The sequence below is a fragment of the Acinetobacter sp. AOR14_HL genome (assembly GCF_027855175.1).
Taxonomy (GTDB): Bacteria; Pseudomonadota; Gammaproteobacteria; order Pseudomonadales; family Moraxellaceae; genus Acinetobacter; species Acinetobacter calcoaceticus.
In genome coordinates this window covers 37,889-60,547 of record NZ_JAKTII010000012.1, presented here as the reverse complement: position 1 = coordinate 60,547, position 22,659 = coordinate 37,889, and the positions used below count along the sequence as shown (strand labels likewise).

The following is a 22,659-nucleotide window of genomic DNA, read 5'->3' as shown; positions in this document are numbered from 1 at the left end:
CCTATATTTGGCATTGTAACCAACAACGAAAAGAAAAACTCTCCATTGTTTCTACATCTTTATTATCTAATCTTTAAGCCAATGGTAAACACAACATTAAAAGGCTTTAAATATGAAAATGACGGCAAAAATTGCATTATTCAGTGCGGCAATTGTAACAATGGGAAGTTTAGCGGCTTGTCAATCGACGACTCAACCACCTAAGCCAGAACGTGGCATGATGCAAGATGGCCCACGTGAAGGCCACCACCGTATGAAACATCGTGAGTTCACACCAGAACAAAAAGCAGCATGGGAACAGCACCGTGCAGAACGTCAAGCTCGCTTTGAACAAATCCAAAAAGCATGTGATGGTAAGGCCAACGGACAAGCAGTAAATGTTCAAGTTGGAGATAAGACACTTGAAGGTACTTGTAACCTTCGTTTTGAACCAAAGCGCCCTCAACCACCAGTTAACGCCCCTGCTCCTGCATCAGCTCAAGCAAAATAATTCTAAAAATTATGAAACAAAAGGCGCCTATAGGCGCCTTTTGTTTATACATAACTATTTACGATTTTGACTATTTGTATCATATAAACATAACCAAAAGTGTTTACACTCAAAGCACTTAGCTAGTTTAAGCATTTTTTTCTTGACTTTGCAGTCACAAAGTAAAGGTCCTGAGGTGCTTGTGCAGTTATGCAAGTTGTTGCACGATGTAATAGTCCAAGGTGCCTCATGGCACATTATCATAGATTAAGATTATAACTCTGGTTTCACCAGTATTGAGGAACCCGATATGCCACAATACAAAGCGCCCTTACGTGATATGCAATTCGTTTTGCATGAATTATTAAATGCTGAAGAACACTATGCAAAATTACCTGATTTCCAAGGTAACGTAAGCCGTGAATTGGTTGATCAATATTTAGAAGCTGCGGCAGACTTTTGTGAAAATGAACTTTCTCCTTTAAACCAAGTTGGCGACCGCGAAGGTTGTACTTGGAATGATGGCGTAGTTACCACTCCAACAGGCTTTAAAGAAGCTTATCAAAAATATATTGAACTTGGCTTCCCGTCTTTATCAGCAGAAGAACAATACGGTGGTCAGGCTTTACCTAACTCTTTAGGTATTGCAATTTCTGAAATGGTTGGTACAGCAAACTGGTCTTGGGGTATGTACCCAGGCTTGTCTCACGGAGCTGTACGTACATTAGAACATCATGGTTCTGATGAACAGAAAGATACTTATTTACCAAACCTTGTTTCAGGTGTTTGGACAGGTACGATGTGCTTAACTGAATCTCATGCAGGTTCGGACTTAGGTATTATCCGCTCTAAAGCAGAACCAAATGCTGATGGTAGTTATGCAATCTCTGGCGAGAAAATCTTTATCTCTGCTGGTGAACACGACATGGCTGAAAACATCATCCATATCGTTCTTGCACGTTTACCAGGTGCACCGAAAGGTACTAAAGGTATCTCATTATTCATTGTCCCTAAATTCCATGTAAATGCAGATGGAAGTATTGGCGAGCGTAATGCGGTACGTTGTGGTTCTATCGAACACAAAATGGGTATTCATGGTAATGCGACTTGTGTCATTAACTTTGACCAAGCTAAAGGTTACTTGATCGGACCTGAAAACCGTGGTTTGAACTGTATGTTCACCTTCATGAACACAGCACGTATTGGTACTGCTGTTCAAGGTTTAGCAGCGTCTGAATCATCGTTCCAAGGTGCGTTAACTTACGCGAAAGAACGTTTAGCAATGCGTTCACTTTCTGGTCCGAAAGCTCCAGAAAAAGATGCAGATCCGATTATCGTTCACCCTGCTGTACGTAATATGCTTTTAACTCAAAAAGCGTTTGCTGAAGGCGGTCGTGCACTTGTTTACTTACTTGCTCAATATGCTGATATCGTTGAAAAAGGCGAAACAGAAGAAGAGCGTAAGTTTGCTGACAACATCTTGTCTTTATTGACTCCAATTGCAAAAGCATTCTTAACTGAAACTGGTTCTGAGTCTGCGAAGCACGGTGTTCAAGTCTTCGGTGGTCATGGTTTCATTTCTGAGCATGGCATGGAACAAATCGTACGTGATACACGTATTTCTTGCTTGTATGAAGGTACAACTGAAATTCAGGCACTTGATTTGTTAGGTCGTAAAGTATTGCAAACTCAAGGTGCAATGCTGAAAGACTTTACCAAAATGGTTCACAAATTTGTTGAAGCAAACAAAGACAATGCTGCCATGAAAGAATTTGTTGAGCCGCTTGCAGCGCTTAACAAAGAATGGGGCGATCTCACCATGCAAATTGGTATGCGTGCAATGCAAAACCCAGATGAAGTAGGTGCTGCTGCTGTAGACTACCTCTACTTCTCAGGTTATATCACTTTAGCGTACCTATGGGCTCGTATGGCACTTGTTGCACAAGAGAAATTAGCAGAAGGTACTAGCGAAGTTGACTTCTACAATGCAAAAGTAACCACTGCTCGATTCTACTTCAAAAAAATCTTGCCACGTGTTCGCTCACATGTAGATGTTATTGCTGGTGGCTTAGATCCATTAATGTCATTAGATGCTGAACATTTCGCTTTCTAACCATAGTTAGTTGCGATATGCAATGTTAAAAAACAAAAAAGGACTGCTCAGTTTTGACGGTCCTTTTTTTATAAAATCAATGATAAATTTACACTTTAAATTCCATATCCATTTCGTTTTACAGGATATCTAGCACAGGCCAATGTGCACAAAAAAGGTGAACGATTATGCCAATTTACAATGCTCCTTTAGCTGATATGAAATTCATCTTAAATGATGTATTCAAAGCAGAACAATTTTGGCAGTCTAATGAGAAACTTGCTCATGTAGATGCTGCAACTGCTGAAGCAATTTTAGAAGAAATGGCTAAATTTGCTCAGAACGTGACTCATCCATTAAACCGTACTGGTGATGAAGAAGGCGCTCGCTATGAAAACGGCGAGGTGTTCACACCAGCAGGTTTTAAAGATGCATTCCGTCAATATGCAGAAGGCGGTTGGATTGGCTTAGGGGCCGACGAAGAATGGGGCGGTCAAGGCATGCCAAAAATGCTCACCGTTCTTTCTGATGAAATGTTATTTGCAACTAACCCATCATTTATGCTCTACCCGCTTCTTTCTGTGGGTGCAGGCATGGCTTTAAGCAGCTATGCATCTCAAGAACAAAAAGAAACTTACTTACCTAAGATTTACTCAGGCGAATGGTCAGGCACGATGTGTTTGACAGAACCACATGCAGGTACTGACTTAGGTATTATCAAAACTAAAGCTGAACCTAATGAAGATGGTACTTATAACATTACAGGTACTAAAATCTTCATCACTGGTGGTGATAACGATTTAGCAGAAAACATCATTCACTTGGTACTTGCTAAAACTCCAGATGCACCTGCTGGTTCACGTGGTATTTCTTTGTTCATCGTACCTAAGTACTTTGTGAATGAAGATGGTTCATTAGGTGAACGCAACCTAGTTGGTCCAGGTTCTATCGAACATAAAATGGGGATTAAAGCATCTGCCACTTGTGTGATGAACTTTGATGGAGCAAAAGGTTACCTCGTTGGTAAAGAAAACGAAGGTCTTGCTGCCATGTTCGTTATGATGAACTACGAACGTTTATCTATGGGTATTCAAGGTTTAGGTGCATCTGAGTTTGCCTATCAAAATGCAGCTCAATATGCGACTGACCGTTTACAAGGTCGTAGTGCATTAGGTGTTCAATCACCAAACAAACCAGCAGATAGTATTTTGGTACATGGTGACGTGCGTCGTATGTTGCTCAACGTACGTGCAAATAATGAAGCATCACGTGCATTTGCAGTCTATGTAGGTCAACAGCTCGATATCACTAAATTCTCAACTGATGCCGAAGCTGTGAAAAAAGCCAATAATCGCGTTGCGCTTTTAACACCGATTGCTAAAGCTTATCTGACCGATACAGCATTCCAAGCAACTTTAGATGCTCAGATGGTGTTCGGTGGTCACGGTTATATCCGTGAATGGGGCATGGAACAATGTATTCGTGATCTCCGTATTGCTCAAATCTACGAAGGAACGAATGGCGTTCAGTCTCAAGATTTAATTGGTCGTAAAACCATTAAATGTGGCGGTGCGTTCATTGCTGAATACATCACTGAAATCCGTGACTTTGCAAATGACTTAGACACAGACTTGAACTTTATTAAAGATGCAACTTTAGATGCTGCAACTGAAATTGAAGCAATCACTCAGTTTATTATCGAACAAGCTGCTGAAAATGTAGACTTCCCGAACTCAGCTGCGGTTGATTACTTACATGCAGTTGGTTTACTCAGCTTCGCTTATATGTTTGCGAAAATTGCTGCTGCTGCCAAAGATAAATCTGGTGATTTCTATCAAAACAAACTTGCTTTAGCTCAATACTTTGTTGAACGTATCTTGCCAGATATTGATGCGCGTATTGCTAAAATCAAAGCAGGTTCTGACTTAATTATGGGCTTTAGTGAAGATTACTTTACGAACCAAGCTTAATTAAGTTCTTTATGAAAAACGCCTGAAAAATCAGGCGTTTTTTTATTTTGTATTTACTATTTCCATTGGCATGGAATTTGTTTTAATTTCTAAACATTCTGAAGCAAATAAAAGATCTCACTATGCCTGATCCAAAAAAATACGAGCGACTACTTGACCGTTTCGGTCATTACGCCGTAGAAGCATTCCATTATTTAGCCTTATTCATTATTGGCTGTATGGTGGCTTGGTCCGCAGCCAATACTGTTTTTGAAATTTTGACAGTCAAAAAGTATGCTTCAATTGATGATATTTTATTATTATTTATATACTTAGAACTTGGAGCAATGGTTGGAATTTACTTTAAAACCAATCATATGCCTGTACGCTTTCTTATTTATGTTGCGATTACAGCATTAACTCGACTACTTATTTCAGATATCCAACATGACCATAAAGCGGATATGGACCAAGTCATTATTACAGGCTCAATTCTTATTTTAGCCCTTTCTATCTTAGTCGTTCGTTTTGCGTCTTGGAATTATCCTTCAGTGATGAAAGAAAAGCATGCAAAAACACCTACAACTTTAAAGCCACCTCAACCTCAAGATGATGAGTTAGCATAAAAAAATGGCCTCAATATTGAGGCCATTTATATATTCTATATTTCAAAATTAACGAACACGATAAATTTGATGTTTTGAGTCTACAAGTAAATATTGGTTAGGCGTTTTAACCCAACGGTATCCACGTGGCGGCTCATACAAACGATGCGATCTCCAGTCTGAAACATAATAGCGACTATTACGGTATTCCGCAGGAATACGATCACCGCGTTTAAATGCTACATATCGACCATAGTGCTTACCACGATCGGCATTTGACCAACTTGGAGCCCGATGATCATTACGATAATCATGGCGACGATCATCACGATCACGGTGTTCATATCGGTCATGGTCTCTACCATGATTATTATCCCAACGATGATTTGTATCGGCCATCGCGGTAGCTGATATACCTAACATTAACGTCGAAAGTACAAGAACGATTGGCTTTTTCATGCCCTATTTCCTTTTAATCTTGATATGAAGCTAGATTAGAAGACAGTCAAGGAGAAACCATGAATAAAACAGATAACATTGCTAAGGTTTGTAATGACTATAAAGAAAATATGAAGAATCTGTATCTATGCTAACATTAGCTTTTTTCTAGCTAGGTCAATTGCTGTGTCTGAAATCAGTTTTGAACGTCTTCATCAGTTTTTTTGCAAAGTTCCAAGTGTGCAAGAAGCACGTATCATGGCGAATGGAGCAGATGGCGAACACGCTTGGTGGTTTAAGTTCAGTATTGATGTAGAACACCCACTTGCATGGCAAACAGTTCAAGAGTTAGGGCATGTTTTAAACTACCTATCAACAAACGAACGCCTACCGACCTTATTCTTTCCTGTTTCTCCACCTCCGTATATGAATGGTGAAGCAAAAGATTTTTTATCGTGGATTATCCAATGTAATCATCCGGAGTTTTCTCCAGATGTAGTCTGTGATTGGCTTGAAGCGCGTTTGCCAAATCCTGTTGATGATGAGTCACAGTGGAAAATTAAGACTGATTTGAGTGAATTAGAAAAGTTAGATGATAAGACTTTGGATCAGTTGATTCCGCCAGCGCCTTAAATTATTTCAATGATGAGATAGGCTAAGTGATATAGAAATTAAATATTTTCCAATATTCGCTGGTGCTAAATGTTATCCACAACCTGCCCGAAATTTATGAATATATTGTTTTTGCAATAAAATCGGTTAAATGGAGATATTGAACAGGTTTTGTGGATGACAAATGCCTTTGGTTACTTTGGGCAAAACCAAAGTAACGAATGAGCTGTAGGTTTAGGGTGAGACTAGGTAAGACTCCGTCGTGAACATATAGCCTCAATGTTTATATAAAAAATAGAATTAGAAAGTCGATAAACCTGACCATTCCATAAAACGATAAATCCAATACTTCACTTTAGACTCATCTGCATACTTCGCATAGTCCACGCTCATCTGTCTGCCTTGCAGGTTTGACCACGATGTATTGAAGTAATTTTGAGCATCTTTAAAGACTTGATCTTGAACTTTTCCAATGACCAGCATGTCAGTTTCAAGGTTATAATTTTTTAAATTACGGGCTGTAAAATTGGCCGATCCTACAATCAACTCAGCTTGCTGAGCGTTATATTTTAATATCATTTTGCTATGGTTCTGCTCGCCATGCGTATCACACCAACGGATTGGAATGCCCGTAGCATGTAGCTCTGAAGCAACTTGTCGGTTTGGAATACCGTTCTTTTGTCTGCCAAAAGCATCTTTATTTGGATCAAGCAAAACTCGGACAATAACACCTCTTTCTTTAGCACTTTTTAGAGCCTGAATAATCTTACGTTCAGATAAATAGAACATACTTAAATCAAGGTGCTCTTTAGGCTTAGCTGAGTTAATCAATTTTAATACAGATTGATAAATCGCCCCTTCAGTTAAGACTTGGACTTGAGGTTTAGTTACGTCTTTTTCAAAATCACCTAAAATGAGTGAGGGTGCACTACTTCCCGACATTCGTGCAACCGCTGCTTCAGTTTGTAGAACATCAGCTGCTGTGGCTCCCGTTACAACCAAAGCAACATTTGAGTGTCTAGAACTACCATCATGTGGGTTTGCAGAAGTTACGAGTGATTTCCAGCCCGCATCGGTATCGACGACCACGGTTTTACGGTGATTTGCCTTAAAGTTAAATAAGTTTAAATAGCTACGCAGTGTAATTTTTTCATCACCGAACGGATTTGGTAACCAGCCTTTTTCAGGATTATTTCCAACATTCTGGCAGCAGATGTACCATAAGCCGGACCAGAATGGGTTAGACGCACGTAATGGGCCTAAATTGGTTTCAATCACATCAACACCTGCTTGACGTAACTGACGGTAATTTTCAGGTTTTAAGCCCCCATAGACCGAGTTAATCGGGTCAGTAATCATTACAATCTGAATTTGGCGATTTTGTCTTTTTTTACTTACCAATGCATCAGTTAACTCTTGCATGAGTGGTCTTTGCTTTATTTTTGAATCGCCAACTTCTGAATTAAACAAGAACATATCCACCACAATCGTGGTTTTGGCCTCATCAATCATTTTCAAGATTTCATCAAAGATGTGCTGATCAACCTGTTGTTGCCCTTTTGCATCAAGGTAGGTTTTATCTGCTAAAAATTTGACATCGGCATGTCTAAGCTTGCCACTAAAGTTAATCCCTTGTGGCAATGGTTTTACTGTGTGGTAAATTGCCGATGCAAGATATGCAATAGCAACAACGCAAAGTAATATCGCCATATAACGACGCCCTGACCAATTTATTTTTTGATGAATTCGTTGAAAAATACGCATAAAAAAGACCTAACTTGATAGTTTCAAGTTAGGTCTTTTGGTTTGATTTTTCAAGTTTAGTTTCGTGTTAAACCCTTAAAATTTAAAATCAACACCTACTGTAAAATTGCGTCCAACTTGTGGAATATTTGATAAGAATGATGCATGTTGATAAACGGTGTCATCTAACAAGTTGTTCGCTTTTAAATACACACGATAATCTGTTTTTACACCATATTGCCCTGAATATGCCACACCAAGATTTAGCATATTATAGCCTTCAGTTTCGGTCTCGTATGCCGCGATTTTGTCTTGGTTAAAGACATGATAATACTCAGCAGAACCACTAAAACCATCACCAAAATCTGCGTCGACTTTAGTCCCTAACCGTCCTGCTGGAATACGTGGCGCATTACCTTCAGCATCAATTTTACCGCGCACATAGTCACCAAAAGCACTGATCTTGTACATTGGGGTAATTTGATAACCAATTTCACCCTCTGCACCATAGAAACGTGCTTTATCTTGAGTGTATTGAACTAAACGGAAGTCTTTATAACGGTCAAGGGTTTGTGCATAGATGTAGTCATCAAACCAGTTATGGTAAACATGAAGATGATAGTCGAGTTTGTCATTATCAAAATGTAAACCTAACTCAACATTATTCGATTTTTCCTTACTGAGTTGATCATTTCCTAACTCATAAGTATTTGTCGCAAAGTGCCCACCATTTGCATATAACTCTTGAGCTAAAGGCAGACGTTCTTGATGTGAAGCTACAAAAGAGAGTTTGTAGTTTGGTGCAAACTCCCAGTTTGCAGCACCTGCGTAAGAAAATGCCGAACCATCAAAATCTTGTTTTGAGTTATCGTCTACATCAATTTCTTGCTGATCTGCACGTGCAGAAAGCTCAAAATGTACGTCTTTCCATTGCTTATGTTCTAAGGCAAATACGCTCCACTTTTTCGTAGTGGTCGGTGCCATAAACGCTTCTTCGCCAGTTAAATCTAATTTTTGCTGGCCTAACTGCGCGCCAATGACCCCTTCCCAATCAGCAATAGGGTTATGTACTAACTCAATACGCCCGTCATAACCTTTGTTTTGGAATCGGGTAGCAATTGCCCCTTCTTCAATTTCATCATGTTGATAATCAGTATAGCTCGCCTGAGCACGTAATTTTTGGAAACCAGCAAAAGGATCATTTAACTCAGTTTTAAAATCATAACGCTCAGATTTTAAATCAATCCATGGACCACCATGTTCGTGCTCGTGTTCTTCATTTCCATGATCATGAGCTTCTTCACCATCTTCATGCTCATGATCGCCACAATGTAAATGCGGTATTCCTGTTAGGTGAGCACTACAACTTTCATATTCATGGCTATGCCCTGGTAAGCCATATTGATCGCGACGGTTGCTATAAGAAATACCCGTATAACCACGGTCATAAATCCAAGACAACCCGACGTTAACTGAATCACCCTGAGCAAAAGTATTGTCTACACGGCGCTCTTTTTCACCTTCATGAATATAATTTGGTGCAATGTAGTTATTCGCATCACGTGTTAACCCTTCAACACGTAAAGCTACTTGGCTACCCAAGCCAACAGTTACACCCGCGCTTGCCAGTTTTTCATCACTTCCAGTGTTATAACGTAAGCCAACTTGTCCTTCATAGCCGTTTTCAGGCATTTGCGTAGGGATCTTGTTATCAATAACGTTAACTAAGCCGCCGACAGTTCCAGCACCAAACAGTAAAGTTGAAGGACCTCGAATCACTTCGACTTGTTTTGCAAGCACAGGATCTACTGTTACCGCATGGTCAGGAGACAAGGTCGAGACATCAATATTTTCTGATGAATTTTGAAGCACTTTAACGCGTGGACCATCTTGTCCACGAATAACTGGACGACTCGAACCAGCCCCAAACTGATTAGCATAAATTCCCACTTCGCTACTGAGTGCATCCCCAATGGTCGCAGCACCTTGCGATAAGTGCTTTTGGTCAACAACAGTATCTGCAACTGCAAAATCTTGTGAAGTTTGCTCAAGTGGATGAGCCTTAATTCGAATGGTTTCTAACTTTTCAACATTTTCACTTTCTGCTGCAAACGAAGGAACGGATATGACAGCTAAAATGGATAAGGTCAAAATATTTTTATAAAACTGCATTGGATGTGTCCCGAATCACGATATGTTTTATTTTTGTTATACTATAACATTTCATTTGTTTTGCAATAAAAAACATTTTTAATTAGACGATTCGTTAGACTGGTCAACTAAATGATGTGAGTAATTTTTGATTTCTAATGCCTTTTACCATCTCTCATGCCGTTATAGCTTCTCCCTTATCTAAGCTTAGCCAAAACACTTTACCGATTGCTGCTTTAGCCATTGGGAGTATGACACCCGATCTTTACCGCTTATTTACAGTTCATTCCAGTATGCTGACTCACCAATGGAAAGGTCTGATTTATCCCAACCTCGCATTAGGCTTACTGTTTTGTGCTGTTTGGTATTTTCTTTATCGCCCAGTAATTTACCGTTTTTTTGGTGTACAACATGATCTTGCTCTCAATTCTTTAAAACGTATTTCTATATTTTTTATTGGAATCATATTTGCACTCATCATCGGTATAGCGACGCATCTGATTTGGGATGGTCTAACACATGCAGACTTTCGGACCTTTGTATTTAAAGATGTATTAGCGACAACAGTTCATCTTTTTGGACGTCCATATCCATTACATCGTCTTTTGCAACTTGGCTCCTCTGCTCTTGCTTTGCCTTTTCTCGCTTGGATGTGTATTCACTATTACCAGCACTATAAACAGCATTGGAAAGTAAGTAGAAAAATTAAAAATTTTGCATGGTCTTTATTTATTCTATCTACGCTCTTGGGTTTATTTTCTTTTTGGGATTATGCTCGCTACATTCCTCATGAGGTTTGGCATGCTGATACCTATTATTTTACAGGCCGTTCGATTAATGAGTTTATGCAGGGCTGGTTAAGCACCTTTAGCTTAGGATGCTTATTATTCTTGTTTTTAGATCGGCAACAAAGAATGGGATGAATCAGGAAACTTGCTGCCAAATTGCTCATTTTCAGGTTAATTTCTGCGGTTTTTTGATCTACTTCTTGTGACAAACCATGCAACAAGGCATAATCGAAAACTTATTTTTTTTGACGGTGCGCGGTTTACGCATCCGTCTTTTCAGCCAATATAGTTTGGATAATCTTCATTATGATGCGAACTCATTACTGTGGCTCTTTAACTGAAGCCCAAATCGACCAAACCGTTACACTATGCGGTTGGGTACATCGTCGCCGTGACCATGGTGGTGTTATTTTCCTTGATATGCGTGACCGTGATGGTCTCGTTCAAGTGGTTATTGACCCAGATACTCCAGAAGCATTTGCAACTGCAGATAAAGCACGTTCTGAATATGTATTAAAAATTACAGGTCGTGTTCGTCGCCGTTATGAAGGTACTGAAAATGCCAACATGGTGAGTGGTCAAATTGAAGTTTTAGGTAAAGACATCGAAGTTCTTGCTGCTTCAGAAACACCTCCATTCCCATTAAATGATGAAAATACCAATATTTCTGAAGAAATTCGTTTGAAATATCGTTTCTTAGATATTCGTCGTCCTGAAATGTTGGATCGTTTACGCTTCCGTTCTAAATTGACTAATCTTATTCGTAATTATTTCGAAGATAATGGTTTCTTAGACGTTGAAACACCTATTTTGACACGTGCAACACCTGAAGGTGCGCGTGACTATTTAGTACCAAGTCGTGTACAAAATGGTAGTTTCTATGCACTTCCACAATCACCACAATTATTCAAACAATTGTTGATGGTGGGTGGTATTGATCGTTACTACCAAATCGCGAAATGTTTCCGTGACGAAGACTTACGTGCTGATCGTCAACCAGAATTTACTCAAATCGACGTTGAAACATCGTTCATGAGTGACGATGACATTATGGACTTAATGGAAGTCCTTACTGTGAAGATGTTCGATGAACTTCTTGGCGTTAAATTCGATAAATTCCAACGTATGACGTATGCAGATGCAATGCGTGACTATGCATCAGACAAACCTGATATGCGTATTCCGTTGAAACTCGTCGATGTTGCAGACTTAATGCAAGAAGTTGAGTTCAAAGTATTTGCGGGTCCTGCAAAAGATCCTAAAGGTCGTATTGTTGCCTTACGTGTTCCAGGTGCAGCATCATTGCCACGTAGTGCAATCGATGAATACACCAAATTCGTTGGCATCTATGGCGCAAAAGGTTTGGCTTATATCAAAGTTAATGAACTCGCTAAAGGAATTGAAGGTCTTCAATCTCCAATCGTGAAATTCATTGAGCCGATCGTACTTGAACTGTTGGCACGTGTTGGTGCGCAAGATGGCGATATCGTATTCTTCGGTGCAGATAAAGCTAAAGTTGTAAATGATGCAATGGGCGCGCTTCGTGTGAAGATTGGCCATGATTTGAATCTTGCAACTTGTGAGTGGGCTCCACTTTGGGTTGTTGACTTCCCAATGTTTGAAGAAACTGACGATGGCAAATGGACTTCTGTTCACCATCCATTCACGCTACCAAAATCAAGCGTAGAAGAAGTGAAGAGCAATCCAGGTGAAGCACTTTCTGTTGCTTACGACATGGTATTGAACGGTACTGAAGTTGGTGGTGGTTCACTTCGTATTTATACATTAGAAATGCAAAAAGCGATTTTTGAAGCGCTTGGTATTTCTGATGAAGAAGCGGAAGAGAAATTCAGCTTCTTATTAAATGCGCTTCGTTACGGTGCTCCTCCTCACGGTGGTTTGGCATTTGGTCTTGACCGTTTAGTAATGTTAATGACTGGCGCGACTTCTATTCGTGACGTTATTGCATTCCCTAAAACTAAGACTGCTGAATGTCCACTTACTCAAGCACCTGCTCCTGTTGAAGCAAATCAGCTTCGTGACTTGGGCATCCGCTTACGTGAAAAGCCAAAAGCTGAAGAATCTAAATAATTTTTAGATTCTCAAATTAAAAAACCCTGCTTATGCAGGGTTTTTTATTCATTAATTTTCAAATTTTAATGAGATATTTCTTTTTCAAAACTTGAGAGCGTTTTAAATTTTTGATCAAAAATCTGAATGATTTCTGTTTTAAGCTTTTCAAAATCGACCACGTGTTCATCGTCATTTAGACAAATTTGTGGAAGCCTTTCATTCTTAATAACATTATCAATTTCAGGAAGATTTTGCAGCCTTAAGTTAAAGTTTTGTCCACGCTCAAATATATTGACAGGATAAAAACGAGATGAGCACAACTGCCACAACCGAAAAAGATACTGATTAACATCTAAAGGCTGTCTAAATCGATGACTTGATACTTCTTTTAAATAAGCTTCTTCAGTTTTCCAAACTTCTTCAAATACCGATTTCAAAAAAGGTTGAGGCAAATGAGTACTGTAAAAACTTGAAAATTTTCGGTTATATAAACTTAAAAAATTACCCAAATTACTGCTCATAGAATAGCGATAGTTAAAAAGTGCATAGGGATTTTTATGAAGCAATTTTCGCTTATCAAAATGCTTATTAATAATCGCAACATCCGTTAGGGCAACTGCACCTAAAAAGTTCTCTTCACCTACGACCATGAGTGGCTGTAAACGCACACCATCACAAGGTAAACCCTTTCTAAAAAAGAAATCAGGCTCTAACGGCCTATTGATAAAGGTATCATCATTAAAATAGACAAAATGCTCTGCTAATCCCTCAATTTTATGAATATTGATTTCAATGGCATGTGAGTTAAATGTCGGTAAACAGTTTGGTTCCATGATTTGATCGTGTGTGACCAAATTTAACTTAGGATGATTTTTGACTAAAAATTCAGGAAAATGACCACAAGTCACCAGATGGATCTTTCTGACCCACGGACAATATTTCTCAACAGATCGAAACCAGTAATGAAGATTATTCCAGTCGCGATAGCGGCATTGATCAATAGATTCAACTACCTTTGTTTTAGTTTCTCTGGATTTATAATATATGTATTGTTGCTGCCATTTCGTATCGGTTGAATCCACCCAAATCATTACAAAATCAACAGGCTGCATTAAACATATATCCAAATAAGTACAGAAATTTACTAGAAAATTTCAGATAAAAAATGGACCTCAAAGTTTATTAATGTTAATAAAAATTCACAATTTATTCATAATTTTAGTTTTTCTACACAATTTTACTCAATTAAGGCTCTATTGAGATGAGAGTGGGCAAATGGCATAATACCTCCACTTTTTCTCCCTTGGTGATTCATTATGGCAATGCGCCCTGATGTACGTCGACATGCTTTAATCGTAATTGTATTCTCTCTTGCGCAATGGTTTTTCATGCGCTATATCCTTGCCAATGAATTATTTAACATCAATACAAATCAACGTATTCTTTATTTCTGTGTAAGTAGCTTAGCAGGTGCATTGCTTATTTTTGTTGCGCTGATTTATATGGTTTTAAAAGGAAATACGGATAAATAAAAAATTCTTTTTATTTATCATTTGAGGTTGTTATGGGTTTACGCAAATCTACAAGAAAAATTTTTTTCCTTTTAAGGTTTCATCTTAAATTCTATATAGATAAGCGTATCAAAAATCTTGAACCTAACAACCTAGCAAATCTAATTACCCTTCATCCTCAATCTGAAGGTAAAATTAATATTCCAAAAATCATATGGATATACTGGGACTCTAAAAAACCAGAACTTGTAGAACGTTGTTTAGAACGTATTAAAAGTTTGAATCATGAATATACTGTTCACATTTTAGATAATAACAATATAAGTGATTTTTGTGAAATTGACTTTTCTCAATTTGAAGGTCTCACTCCTCAATTAAAATCTGATCTACTACGCTTATATTTATTATATAAACATGGTGGTATATGGGTTGATGCAAGTGTAATTCTATATAGTAATTTAGACTGGATTATTGATCTATGTAATAACAATAAAACCAAGGCATTTGGTTATTATAGCAATGCCAATACTACTGTAAAACAGTACCCAGTCATTGAAAGTTGGCTTCTAGCTTCTGAGAAAGATAATCCTTTTTTTAAAGAATGGTTAATTGAACTAACCTATGCCATTAAATTAGGGGTTAAAAACTATATTGAGGAAATTAGAAAAACATGTCCGAACTATAATGAATATTTTCAAAATATTTGTCGACTCGAATATCTAGTTATTTATGTAGCTTGTCAAAAAGTTTTAAGAAAAATGGATATGAGTATTTCACTAGTTAATTGTGATGAAAATGCTTTTATCTATCATGGTTTTAATAAAAAATCTCACATCCATTTTATTGAATCATTAGTACTGAACTATAGACCTTCAAATATGCCTTATCTTATAAAGTTAATTGGTTCAGATAGAAATTTATTAGCACCATATATTAAATCAAACAAAGTTAAGAAAAATTCACTTCTTGATTTTTAAAATCTATTAATATCTATATTTAGTTATTTCTTTTTTAAATTTGTTATTTAAAAAAAGAAATAGTGCAAAAACAAATATATTAAAAACTACAATTATTTGAATATATCGAGTAGAACCACCCCAAAATGCAATAAAGAAACTTATTAGTGATACGATAAAAATCAGACTAACACTTCTACTATACCGTTTAGAAATTTTTATGGCTTCATTATTCTTTTCAACCATATTCCAGATTGAACCAAGTTGATCATTGTATAAATCCTTATGGTTATCAAATATTCGATTCAAAGCGATTTCTTTTGAAATTTTTTGACAATCGATTTGATCAGTTAAACTAGACTGATCTGATCTTTTTCTATAAAAATATAAATATTCCGGAATAACAAAATATTTTTCGTTATTTTTCAATAAAGATATATATAAGTTCCAATCTTCACATACTTTAAGTTTTTCATCATAGCCTCCTACTCTTTTAAAGTCAGCAGTCCGCATTAGAGCAATACATGGAAAAATAGCATTATGAAAAATGAACTCTTTTAAACTTACTATTTTATGGCTAATCTTATTATTTGAGCGTTCAAACTCTTGAACATTTGTACACACTAATGCTAAATCAGGACGCGTTTGCAATATATTTAAGCATTTTTCAATATAGCTAGATGCAATTTTGTCATCAGAGTCAACAAACATCAAATAATCACCAGAGGCATTATTTGCTCCCCAGTTTCTAGCACTCGACACTCCCCCATTTTCTTTTTTAAAATATTTATACTTATCTTTACCTAAATAATCAGATATATTTTCACACAACTCAGCACTATCGTTTGATCCATCATCTACAATTATGCACTCAAAATTTTTATAAGTTTGTTCGTCTATTGATTTAATAGTATCAAGAATAGTATTTGAGGCATTATAAGCTGGCACAATAATACTAACTAAAGCTGTCATATAAAATATCTCTAAGCTTAAAAATATAATTAAAAAATTTAAAAGTATCGTTTATATGATAATTTCGCCAAATTTTTTCTTAAGCCATGACCATATTTACTTTTTTCTAAATCTTCAGATTTTGCTCTTTCACTTTCTAACCGGCTTAATATTGGATCTTTTTCTCCAACTTCGATTACAGGATGATCGATGATAAATGACATTAAAATATGAACTGTTGAATCAAAATCAAATAAATAACTCCAATCATCTGCTTTTCTTATTTTATGATGATATTTAAGTAATGTTGCAGCCATTTCTCTATCAACAATGTACGCAAAAGCATAGCAAGCACGATGGAAAAAATCTGGAACCACTTCTAGCACTTTTTTATTCAAAAAATTATAATCTTTAAACTCACCTCTTGTTTTTAAACATTCCTTCATTTGAATACCGCCCAAACTAAATAGCAAATTCGATGGTAGAGCTACTTTTTCTAATTCTTCTTTTAACTTATCAATCGTTAAATCATCAGGCAATATTGCATCATCTTCAAAAATCAATGCATATTCATCTTCCGATTCAAGAAAAAGCTCTAAAGCTTTTAAATGAGATAAGGTACAGCCTAGCTCACTCGGTGTTAAAGGTTGGGAACGACCTTTTACGGCCATTTCAAAATATTGTTTTACGGATAAATCCACCCCCTTAACGCCTACTTTTGTGTAGTCAACCTTACTCGTCTTGAAAAAATTTTGGCCGAGGAACTTACTTAAACGAGGTGATTTTTCATCTTCTATAGTTACAACATAAATCTTCATTAAGCTATTCCCCTTTTAAACAGCGAGTATCATATCTAATGTAAAATAGAGTTAATATATCTTTTTTATTTTCTTGTATTGTCATGATTCGTTCAATTCAAAAAAAATGGTACAAATACCAACAAGCAAAAAAAGCAAAATCTTTTGACTCTCATTGGTATATGCGTTTCGGCTGGCTAGAACAACCTTTTACAACACTTGAGCAATTAGATTCACTCTTTGAGATCCATTCCCCTAAAAAGTTTACATTTGCAGATAGCTTTTATGCTTATGAAAATGTCCGTCATTTTATTTTTTTTGAAGAAGTCGATGATCAGCATCCTGTCGGCTTTCTTTCTGTTTTAGAAGTCTTTAAGGATGGCACCTACACACCGCCTGAGACAATCTTAAAACTCGATTACCACCTCTCATATCCTTGTGTATTTAAAGTAGAAGACACTTGGTACATGATTCCTGAGACTTCTGCTAATAAAACCATTGAGCTTTGGAAATGTACTGAGTTTCCACTGAAATGGGAAAAGCATTCTAATCTGATCGAGAATATCGAAGCAGTCGACAGTACACCTTTTTATCATCAAGGCTTATGGTATCTTTTTACTTCAACGCGCCGTGATTGTAAGAAGTTTGGTGACCGTTTAGATCTATTCTTTACCGAAGATATTTTGAATCCTGAATGGCAAGAGCACCCAATGAATCCAGTGTGCCGAGGCAGTCAGCAATTCCGTATGGCAGGTAAACCTTTTATTTATAAAGGACAATTAGTTCGACCAAGCCAAGATTCTTTAAAACGTTATGGCGGCAATATCGAATTAAAAGCGATTACTCAACTTAGCCCAACAGCCTATGAAGAAAAATTACTAGAAGTGGTTTTACCAGACTGGAATCAGGAAGATGACGGTTGCCATACCATTAATGTCGAAGATAACTTCGTGGTGCTTGATGCCATCCGCCTTACGCCAAAAAATAATTAAGTTTTTAACAGCTGCTTATAAATATTAAGCGTCTGCTCAGCCATGGCTGGCACAGTCAGTTCAGCCTTGGCTTTTTCATATAGAGGGCTAAAGTCATTTTGTGCATCTGGCTTAAGTGCAGCTTGAATTGCGCTTGCTAGGCCTTCTGCATCTCCAATTTCTGCTAGATATTGTTCTGGCAGCCACTCGAGCACACCATTCACGTTAGTTGAAGCCATAGCTTTATCGGCCTGTAAAGCTTCTACCATTACGAGCGGAAAACCTTCACGGTCAGAAGATAAAACTACAACATCTGCCAACTGAACCAAATCTCGAGCATCAGTTCTAAAGCCAAGAAAAGCAACCCGATTTTGCATATTCAGTTCACTGACTTGTTTCTCTAAACTTGCTCGAAGTGAACCATCGCCTACAATCCATAAATTGGCATCGATATGTTGCATCGACTCAATCAATAAACTGATATTTTTTACTGGTTCTAGACGTCCAATACACATGACAACTTTTTTGCTAGGGTCTAGCTCAGCAAAATCTTTTTGAATCGATTGAAGTAATTTTTCTTTATTTTCAGCTGTAAGTACGGGTTGAGGATATACCCCGTTGTAAACCACGTGTGCTTTCGACTCAGGAATGCCTTGCGTTAGAGCTTGGCTCACCGCAATAACAGCATCACCGGTTAAATAGGCAGATTGATTCTTTTTAGTACCGTGTACCGTCGTTACAAATTTAGGGCCAGCTAAAAAAGGCTTAATACGGGCAATCAGCTCAGCCGCCTTTCCTGCTTGTGCATGAACAATAGCAGGTTGAATTTTTTGGATCAGATTTTTAAGTTGCCAAAGTAAAAAAATATTCCAGCGGCTGCGTGCAAAATCAACAGCATGAAAATGTACCTGTTGGCTAAACTTGTCTAGATAGCAAGGATGTGCAATCACATGTACTTCATGATTTAAAGCGAGCTCATTAACAAGATTAAAAGTGTGCTGCTCTAATCCTCCAATTCCACCACTTGTTGCCAACACCTGAACAATTTTCATAGCTTGCCTACTTATTTTTATCTTTATTCATAGTCTGTTCAAATAGTTTTGCTTCTTTTAGAAAAGCGTAAAACGCGTTAATCATACTATTTACGAAACCACGCCAACCATTTAAGAAACTACGGCGAATAAAATAAGACTTCATGAAAGTCACTGGCATCACCAAAACCAATTTTGCAACGCTTGGAGACTTTCCTTTTTGGAATTTCTCTAATGCTTTTAAATTGGAATATTGGTTATTTTTTTCGACTTTAACAAAAATGCTCGACTCGCCATAATGATAAATATCATGTTGAGCGCGCTGAGATTCACCATCCACAATCACATTTTCATGGACTTTATTGGCAAGGTCGTAAAGTCCTTTAGACTTGCGAAAAAAACGCACTTTTGCATGCTTTTTAGTATGTTTGCTGTTGGGAACACCTAAGAACACATCATTAATCGGTGTGATTAATGCATCAAGCTTGTTCTGTTGAATGGTCTCAACGATCTCTTGTTTTAACTCGTTAGATAAGACTTCATCACCATCTAAATTAAGTACCCAATCATTTCGGCATTTTGCTAAAGCCAAACTTTTTTGCCCAGCATAACCTTGCCAATCTTGGTGAGAAATTTGCGTATTCTCAAAGCGCTGTGCAATTTCATAAGTATTGTCGGTACTGCCAGAGTCTAAAATAATGACTTCATCAAAATCACTGATACTTTGCAAAGTTTGCTCTAACCAAGCACCACAATTTAAAGTAACAATATAGACACTACATGGAATTTTATTCATAACTTATAACGTCCTTTAGCAAGGGCGATACGCATCTGTAAAGCATTCATGGCACCATGCGTGCTGACACGTGGAATATTAAATTGATTAACTGCTTCATAGGCTTCGATTTTTTTACGAGTTGATACGGCATTTTTAAAGCCAATCTCTTGCGCCATTTTCTGGTGTTTTTCATTAAAACGACCAAATGGATAGGCAAAGCTTGGGCACTTCCCAACTAGTGCTTCGACATCTTGTTTAGACTGAAGCATTTCGTCGTAAGCAGTTTGATCATCAAGCTTAAGTAAGTTCACATGGTGTTGCGTGTGCGCACCAAATTCAATGAAGCCTGAATTTGCCATTTCATGGATTTGATCATGAGTTAGCTTTTCAATTCCTTCAATTTGTGTCGCCAAATAAATGGTTGCCTTTGCATTATATTTTTTAAGTAATGGATAGGCATATAGATAATTATCCATAAATCCATCATCAAAACTTAAAGCAACAACGTTCTTTTGACCACGATATTGTTCAAGCTCAGAGACAAAGCAAAAAGTAGCTTTTTTACGCGTCAACAACTGTAAGAGTTGTTCAAACTTTTCAGGAGGCATATTCATGCCAGAGGCCGCATCTTTAGGGGTCACCTGATGCAGCATGACAATACGTGGTAGTTTGCTCGAACGAAACGGAAGCCAAAATGTATAATTACCCAGCACATATAACAGTGCAGCAAGTGCTAGTAGGCCTACCGCAACGTACAAAAACCACATCATGCATAAACCTCATGTGACCATTCATAATTTTCTGAAAGGGGCTGCTTAAATGTCACTTCAATCATAAATTGGGTGATGCGCTTAGCATTGAAAGATTTGCGTGTTTTCTCCCATCCCTCTTTCGCTATTTTTTCAGCTTGCTCTGGATTCTGATCAAAGAATTGTATCTTTTTGGCCAAGTCGAACTGATCATCAAAGTAAACCACTTCCTGCTCAGTGTAGAGTTTTTCAAAGCCAGGAATTCTTGGGCTAAAGGTGAGTAAACCATTACCGGTCAGTTGTACAATACGGTCAGAACTATACAAGGTTACATCATTACGGCGTGAGTAATTGAGTCCCATTTTTGTCTCAGACAGAACCTTATAATAACCTTTACCGTAAACACCTGGCTGTTCAAAGCAACCATAATATTGATAGTTCACATGGCCTTGTTTCAATGCATCTGCCAAATCTTTTAAGAACTTCTCACGCTCAGGTTCTTTATAAACCACGCCACAGAAAATAAAAGTCTTGTCTGTGTTAGCGTTTGAAAATTGTTGTAGCGTTTCTACATTACGGTGACCAACATTTGGCAAATAGGCGACGCTTAAATGAGGCTGCTTTAATTTTTGTAGATATTCGCCACCTGTTGTGCAGAAAATAGCGTCCAGATAAGGCGAAAATGCTTTTACGAAATCGAGTTTGCTTTCGAGATAAAGCGGGTCAACATACCAAAATGCAATTTTAGTATTTGGATAAGATTCTTTAATCTGTTTTAAAACATCTGGACTCATTAAATCACTATGTCCAATGAGTACCAGATCAGGTTCAATATTATTAACGACTTTTAGTACTTCTTTATTGGCCCAACTGGCACCCAGTTTTTTTGTTTTAAAAATGGTTCCCATGCGAGCCATGTCACGAAAACTAAAGTCATAAACGAAATGGCCATTTTCAATTAATCCGGCAGAAATTTTACGGTCTGTGCAGTAAAAATGGGCGCCTTGTTTATTAAAGCCAAAATTCGCAATATGCAATATTTTCATTTATTTACTCAAAATAAAAAATTTAATTTTTCGCTAAAAGATATGTTGCCACACGGTCTGCTTCTTTAAAAGCATAAGGTTGTGGTAACTGTACAACACAAGTCTGCTGTGAAATTAATTTTGATTCTAACATTTGATCAACTGAGTAGGTAATGCGGTCGTCTTTCAAACGGTCCATCGCCATTACCCCTACTCGACAACCCGCAGTAAGTGCCTCAAAAATCATAGATACGCTATCTTCTGTCACCCAAACAGCTTCTGCTTTTTGCATTTCTTCAAAAATCCAGCCTTGAGGTGTTTGCTCAACCGGAAATATTTGCAAATGCTCGGCAAAGCTTTGCTGTCTTAAAATATCGACAAATCCTGCTGGTGTTCGGCGTGAAGTCGTCAGAATAATTTCAGCGTCTGGATTATTCTCAACAATTTTTTGAACACTGCTTAATACTTTATCTTGGTTCCATTGATGTCGTTTAGATGAGCCACCTAAGGCTATTAAAATTCTGGCTGTTTGATGGCGGTTTTCATTACGAATTGGATTGAGTGCACCACGCGTGACAATCACATGGCTGTCAGCATGAATACCATCATGTTCGGGAATAACAGCATAATCAAAACAAACCACAGGTAAGTTAGGCTTCATCAAAATAATAGTTTTAGCTTTTCTAAAAATTTTACCGAGTAACCAGACCCGAAAATGAGTGTGACTGCCCACTCCAAATATAAAATCGGGGGCTTGTTGAAATAAGGAGTTTTTTGAAGAGAAAAGTACCTGAATTAAAGAAATAATAGGTAAATCAGAAATGAGGATTTCTTCAAAAGTTGTATCTGCCTGTTGTCTTTGCATCGCCTGAAACAAGCCTAATGCTTGTGAGCGATGTCCTGCCTTACCATCAGAGACATAGACAATATGCATAAAAGCTCCATAAGCCAAAAATAAAAAGGCGAAACC

21 protein-coding genes are annotated in these 22,659 nt (G+C 37.5%); 10 read left to right on the top strand and 11 right to left on the bottom strand.

What is annotated here, in order from left to right; genetic code table 11:
• Window positions 1–112: 112 nt before the first annotated feature.
• From MKL38_RS12915 to MKL38_RS12900, 4 genes are all read left to right on the top strand, one after another.
• The gene (locus tag MKL38_RS12915; protein WP_005309618.1) at window positions 113–490 is read left to right on the top strand and encodes a hypothetical protein; all 378 of its coding nucleotides are present in this window, start codon (window positions 113–115) and stop codon (window positions 488–490) included.
• A gap of 289 nt (window positions 491–779) precedes the next feature.
• Window positions 780–2,582: an acyl-CoA dehydrogenase C-terminal domain-containing protein gene (locus MKL38_RS12910; protein ID WP_209832005.1), complete on the top strand. Its 1,803-nt coding sequence runs from the start codon at window positions 780–782 to the stop codon at window positions 2,580–2,582.
• Between the two features lie 167 nt (window positions 2,583–2,749).
• Entirely contained in the window at window positions 2,750–4,531 is a 1,782-nt protein-coding gene (locus tag MKL38_RS12905; RefSeq protein WP_004638890.1) for an acyl-CoA dehydrogenase C-terminal domain-containing protein, read from the top strand.
• Between the two features lie 122 nt (window positions 4,532–4,653).
• The gene (locus tag MKL38_RS12900; protein WP_209832009.1) at window positions 4,654–5,136 is read left to right on the top strand and encodes a phosphate-starvation-inducible protein PsiE; all 483 of its coding nucleotides are present in this window, start codon (window positions 4,654–4,656) and stop codon (window positions 5,134–5,136) included.
• A gap of 48 nt (window positions 5,137–5,184) precedes the next feature.
• Here MKL38_RS12900 and MKL38_RS12895 read toward each other — a convergent pair whose 3' ends face one another.
• Window positions 5,185–5,574: an RcnB family protein gene (locus MKL38_RS12895; RefSeq protein WP_005036171.1), complete on the bottom strand. Its 390-nt coding sequence runs from the start codon at window positions 5,572–5,574 to the stop codon at window positions 5,185–5,187.
• A 165-nt stretch (window positions 5,575–5,739) separates the two neighbouring features.
• Here MKL38_RS12895 and MKL38_RS12890 point away from each other — a divergent pair, with 165 nt between their 5' ends.
• Window positions 5,740–6,186, top strand: a complete 447-nt coding sequence (locus tag MKL38_RS12890; protein ID WP_004638883.1) for a hypothetical protein — start codon at window positions 5,740–5,742, stop codon at window positions 6,184–6,186.
• A 279-nt stretch (window positions 6,187–6,465) separates the two neighbouring features.
• Here the strand turns inward: MKL38_RS12890 and MKL38_RS12885 are convergent, their stop codons facing one another.
• Window positions 6,466–7,929 carry a phospholipase D family protein gene (locus MKL38_RS12885; RefSeq protein ID WP_270903446.1) on the bottom strand — a complete coding sequence of 488 codons (1,464 nt, stop codon included), beginning with the start codon at window positions 7,927–7,929 and terminating at the stop codon, window positions 6,466–6,468.
• Between the two features lie 75 nt (window positions 7,930–8,004).
• On the bottom strand, window positions 8,005–10,080 hold the full coding sequence (znuD, locus tag MKL38_RS12880) for a zinc piracy TonB-dependent receptor ZnuD (protein WP_270903445.1): 2,076 nt from the start codon (window positions 10,078–10,080) through the stop codon (window positions 8,005–8,007).
• Window positions 10,081–10,217: 137 nt separating this feature from the next.
• Between znuD and MKL38_RS12875 the strand changes: the two genes are divergently transcribed.
• Together MKL38_RS12875 and aspS are read left to right on the top strand one after the other, a co-directional pair.
• Window positions 10,218–10,982, top strand: a complete 765-nt coding sequence (locus tag MKL38_RS12875; RefSeq protein ID WP_270903444.1) for a DUF4184 family protein — start codon at window positions 10,218–10,220, stop codon at window positions 10,980–10,982.
• A 171-nt stretch (window positions 10,983–11,153) separates the two neighbouring features.
• Window positions 11,154–12,938, top strand: coding sequence for an aspartate--tRNA ligase (gene aspS, locus MKL38_RS12870; protein WP_004789117.1), 1,785 nt, complete (start codon window positions 11,154–11,156; stop codon window positions 12,936–12,938).
• A gap of 65 nt (window positions 12,939–13,003) precedes the next feature.
• Here the strand turns inward: aspS and MKL38_RS12865 are convergent, their stop codons facing one another.
• Window positions 13,004–14,032 (bottom strand): stealth conserved region 3 domain-containing protein, encoded by a 1,029-nt coding sequence (locus MKL38_RS12865; protein ID WP_270903443.1) that lies wholly within the window; start codon window positions 14,030–14,032, stop codon window positions 13,004–13,006.
• A 204-nt stretch (window positions 14,033–14,236) separates the two neighbouring features.
• Between MKL38_RS12865 and MKL38_RS12860 the strand changes: the two genes are divergently transcribed.
• Together MKL38_RS12860 and MKL38_RS12855 are read left to right on the top strand one after the other, a co-directional pair.
• Complete coding sequence (locus tag MKL38_RS12860; RefSeq protein WP_005036150.1) at window positions 14,237–14,452, top strand: hypothetical protein; 216 nt, start codon at window positions 14,237–14,239, stop codon at window positions 14,450–14,452.
• A 32-nt stretch (window positions 14,453–14,484) separates the two neighbouring features.
• The gene (locus tag MKL38_RS12855; protein WP_017392425.1) at window positions 14,485–15,408 is read left to right on the top strand and encodes a glycosyltransferase family 32 protein; all 924 of its coding nucleotides are present in this window, start codon (window positions 14,485–14,487) and stop codon (window positions 15,406–15,408) included.
• 6 nt (window positions 15,409–15,414) lie between these two features.
• Here MKL38_RS12855 and MKL38_RS12850 read toward each other — a convergent pair whose 3' ends face one another.
• Entirely contained in the window at window positions 15,415–16,359 is a 945-nt protein-coding gene (locus tag MKL38_RS12850) for a glycosyltransferase family 2 protein (protein WP_231762552.1), read from the bottom strand.
• Between the two features lie 38 nt (window positions 16,360–16,397).
• Complete coding sequence (locus tag MKL38_RS12845; RefSeq protein WP_270903442.1) at window positions 16,398–17,156, bottom strand: glycosyltransferase family 25 protein; 759 nt, start codon at window positions 17,154–17,156, stop codon at window positions 16,398–16,400.
• An 83-nt stretch (window positions 17,157–17,239) separates the two neighbouring features.
• Between MKL38_RS12845 and MKL38_RS12840 the strand changes: the two genes are divergently transcribed.
• Complete coding sequence (locus tag MKL38_RS12840) at window positions 17,240–18,127, top strand: glucosamine inositolphosphorylceramide transferase family protein (protein WP_270903441.1); 888 nt, start codon at window positions 17,240–17,242, stop codon at window positions 18,125–18,127.
• On the opposite strand, the gene MKL38_RS12835 is transcribed toward MKL38_RS12840, so the two are convergent.
• The 5 genes from MKL38_RS12835 to MKL38_RS12815 are packed head-to-tail and all read right to left on the bottom strand — an operon-like array spanning window position 18,124 to window position 22,623.
• Window positions 18,124–19,158, bottom strand: a complete 1,035-nt coding sequence (locus MKL38_RS12835) for a glycosyltransferase (RefSeq protein WP_270903440.1) — start codon at window positions 19,156–19,158, stop codon at window positions 18,124–18,126. The two genes, MKL38_RS12840 and MKL38_RS12835, sit on opposite strands and share 4 nt — an antisense overlap.
• A gap of 7 nt (window positions 19,159–19,165) precedes the next feature.
• A complete protein-coding gene (locus tag MKL38_RS12830; RefSeq protein WP_270903439.1) occupies window positions 19,166–19,933 on the bottom strand; it encodes a glycosyltransferase family 2 protein in 768 nt (255 codons plus the stop codon).
• On the bottom strand, window positions 19,930–20,685 hold the full coding sequence (locus tag MKL38_RS12825; RefSeq protein ID WP_270903438.1) for a polysaccharide deacetylase family protein: 756 nt from the start codon (window positions 20,683–20,685) through the stop codon (window positions 19,930–19,932). The genes MKL38_RS12830 and MKL38_RS12825 overlap by 4 nt, the downstream gene beginning before the upstream one ends.
• Window positions 20,682–21,710 (bottom strand): glycosyltransferase family protein, encoded by a 1,029-nt coding sequence (locus MKL38_RS12820; protein WP_209735013.1) that lies wholly within the window; start codon window positions 21,708–21,710, stop codon window positions 20,682–20,684. Before MKL38_RS12820 ends, MKL38_RS12825 begins: the two co-directional genes overlap by 4 nt.
• 22 nt (window positions 21,711–21,732) lie before the next feature.
• Entirely contained in the window at window positions 21,733–22,623 is an 891-nt protein-coding gene (locus tag MKL38_RS12815) for a mitochondrial fission ELM1 family protein (RefSeq protein WP_017392417.1), read from the bottom strand.
• Window positions 22,624–22,659 lie beyond the last annotated feature (36 nt).

Excerpts from the sequence above, each read along its gene's own strand:
- MKL38_RS12820 (WP_209735013.1), bottom strand. The coding sequence starts at position 21,710 with ATGAAAATATTGCATATTGCGAATTTTGGCTTTAATAAACAAGGCGCC.
- MKL38_RS12910 (WP_209832005.1), top strand. The coding sequence starts at position 780 with ATGCCACAATACAAAGCGCCCTTACGTGATATGCAATTCGTTTTGCAT.
- MKL38_RS12835 (WP_270903440.1), bottom strand. The coding sequence starts at position 19,158 with ATGAAAATTGTTCAGGTGTTGGCAACAAGTGGTGGAATTGGAGGATTA.
- MKL38_RS12905 (WP_004638890.1), top strand. The coding sequence starts at position 2,750 with ATGCCAATTTACAATGCTCCTTTAGCTGATATGAAATTCATCTTAAAT.
- MKL38_RS12915 (WP_005309618.1), top strand. The coding sequence starts at position 113 with ATGAAAATGACGGCAAAAATTGCATTATTCAGTGCGGCAATTGTAACA.
- MKL38_RS12885 (WP_270903446.1), bottom strand. The coding sequence starts at position 7,929 with ATGCGTATTTTTCAACGAATTCATCAAAAAATAAATTGGTCAGGGCGT.
- aspS (WP_004789117.1), top strand. The coding sequence starts at position 11,154 with ATGATGCGAACTCATTACTGTGGCTCTTTAACTGAAGCCCAAATCGAC.
- MKL38_RS12815 (WP_017392417.1), bottom strand. The coding sequence starts at position 22,623 with ATGCATATTGTCTATGTCTCTGATGGTAAGGCAGGACATCGCTCACAA.
- MKL38_RS12845 (WP_270903442.1), bottom strand. The coding sequence starts at position 17,156 with ATGAAGATTTATGTTGTAACTATAGAAGATGAAAAATCACCTCGTTTA.
- MKL38_RS12875 (WP_270903444.1), top strand. The coding sequence starts at position 10,218 with ATGCCTTTTACCATCTCTCATGCCGTTATAGCTTCTCCCTTATCTAAG.
- MKL38_RS12830 (WP_270903439.1), bottom strand. The coding sequence starts at position 19,933 with ATGAATAAAATTCCATGTAGTGTCTATATTGTTACTTTAAATTGTGGT.
- MKL38_RS12865 (WP_270903443.1), bottom strand. The coding sequence starts at position 14,032 with ATGCAGCCTGTTGATTTTGTAATGATTTGGGTGGATTCAACCGATACG.
- MKL38_RS12860 (WP_005036150.1), top strand. The coding sequence starts at position 14,237 with ATGGCAATGCGCCCTGATGTACGTCGACATGCTTTAATCGTAATTGTA.
- MKL38_RS12855 (WP_017392425.1), top strand. The coding sequence starts at position 14,485 with ATGGGTTTACGCAAATCTACAAGAAAAATTTTTTTCCTTTTAAGGTTT.
- MKL38_RS12825 (WP_270903438.1), bottom strand. The coding sequence starts at position 20,685 with ATGATGTGGTTTTTGTACGTTGCGGTAGGCCTACTAGCACTTGCTGCA.
- MKL38_RS12850 (WP_231762552.1), bottom strand. The coding sequence starts at position 16,359 with ATGACAGCTTTAGTTAGTATTATTGTGCCAGCTTATAATGCCTCAAAT.
- znuD (WP_270903445.1), bottom strand. The coding sequence starts at position 10,080 with ATGCAGTTTTATAAAAATATTTTGACCTTATCCATTTTAGCTGTCATA.
- MKL38_RS12840 (WP_270903441.1), top strand. The coding sequence starts at position 17,240 with ATGATTCGTTCAATTCAAAAAAAATGGTACAAATACCAACAAGCAAAA.
- MKL38_RS12900 (WP_209832009.1), top strand. The coding sequence starts at position 4,654 with ATGCCTGATCCAAAAAAATACGAGCGACTACTTGACCGTTTCGGTCAT.
- MKL38_RS12895 (WP_005036171.1), bottom strand. The coding sequence starts at position 5,574 with ATGAAAAAGCCAATCGTTCTTGTACTTTCGACGTTAATGTTAGGTATA.